Source organism: Vibrio sp. 10N.247.310.17 (assembly GCF_041466605.1).
Lineage (GTDB): Bacteria > Pseudomonadota > Gammaproteobacteria > Enterobacterales > Vibrionaceae > Vibrio > Vibrio tasmaniensis_A.
Map to the genome: position 1 here is coordinate 1 of NZ_JBFSTC010000216.1, position 1,572 is coordinate 1,572.

At 38.7% G+C, this 1,572-nt stretch carries 2 protein-coding genes; both read right to left on the reverse strand.

Annotated elements, in window-relative coordinates; all coding sequences use genetic code 11:
* The coding region (locus tag AB6D80_RS24945) for an AbrB family transcriptional regulator (RefSeq protein ID WP_372189919.1) at positions 1 to 604 on the reverse strand (604 nt) is incomplete at its 3' end.
* Between the two features lie 537 nt (positions 605 to 1,141).
* Complete coding sequence (locus AB6D80_RS24950) at positions 1,142 to 1,330, reverse strand: hypothetical protein (protein ID WP_017101218.1); 189 nt, start codon at positions 1,328 to 1,330, stop codon at positions 1,142 to 1,144.
* Positions 1,331 to 1,572: the final 242 nt, after the last annotated feature.

A 1,572-nucleotide genomic window follows, 5' to 3' on the forward strand; every position in this document is an offset into this window, starting at 1 on the left:
TTGCTAACATCCCAGTCACCATATACGGTGCTGGAGTACCAATTTTATCGAGAAGCAAACCTGAAAAGTAGGCGAGGAAAAGTGGGAGAAGTATCCAAAGGTTGTCTAAGGAAATAGCCGGCCCAGGAACTGGTGAATTGTCCGCTGAGACAAGAAGAGCGGAAGCTATGATTAAGAAAATGAGTCGAACTGTGTGAGTGAAAATCACTTTACTAGAAGGTGAATTGTGATTTTCATTAATGACAAGAACCGAGGCCATCGCTCCCGGGACCGCCCCAAGTAGGCTTTCATATTTTGACCATTTCTCTCGCTTAGAAAGCCAGAGATACGAGGTGAGAACTTGTGCGGACATACAAAGGACGAGTCCCACAAAAAGTAATATCGGATAACCCTTGGAAAGAGTCTGCATAGGGACGATTGAGCCCACTGTGGCACCAAGGATTAACTGTACTCCGGTCAATGTGCTTTTGGGAAGAGCTAGAGTAAACCCTGTTTTTACCGTTAACAAAAGAGCAATCAGGGCACCGAACATTACACCTAGTGGTATCTCGAAATATGTAAATAAGAGCGAGCCAACCAAAGCTATGAATGAGGCTAGATACATGTTTTGGTTTCCCCTTTTTTTAGCTTGAAGGATGACAATAAAGTGGAGATTTGGTTATTAATCATATCTATGTTATTGACTATGTAAAAATCACCACAAGTTATCCGCCCAAGAGCATACAAGCCCATTTGAATATCACCAGTTTCTGACTTAGCAGGATATCAAGTACCGGATTGCTTCTATCGAGTGAACGTTGTATTCCTGTAGCATTGATGATGAAATCAAAGAAGTACTCCTTTTCTATCTGTCTCTACACAATATTGACCATTGTCTAATCGTTGAGCAAAGTCACTGGCAAGGTAAGATGTATCAGTGCCCGGAATGGAAACCTGATGAGGAAGCTAGTTCCACCCTTGTAGGAGTGGAACTATGGTCGATAATTAAAATGGACAGCTCATATAATCCTGAAGGATTATCTTTTTGGGAGACATTTTGCAGACAGCAGCCTAATTGCCTCTAAAAATCAGTGCGCATGTAGTGCAACTAAACTTTGTGACACAACGAGTAAGACAAGAGTACGAAGAGATATTAATGATGTTAGTGGTCTTTATCATATATACCAATGTCTTTTTTTAAATGGTCAGAAAGGTGTCTCACATCGAGAGATGCATTTTTATTTTTTCCACTTTTAAAATTATACCTTTTAAATTTAATCCGCAGATAGCGTAAATAGTCTCTAAACTTCGATTTTTTTTGAATTGTTTTCACTGACTTTTCATTTTTCATAGCAACGCACTCTTTTTTATAAGAAAAACCATAATTTTAACGACCAAAATTAATTGAAATTAAGTATCTTTAAACCCAGAAGCTTCGTCTTCATGAGAAAGTTGATTTGATACTAATTATGTTTACTTTAGGGACTGCTGCTCCTTTTCTCTTCAGTGAAAATAGTTTTATTTGTCTTTCCATGAAGAATGATCCGCACCAGAAGTTTTGGACACTGAGTTAAGTGAGTACAATCACTAACG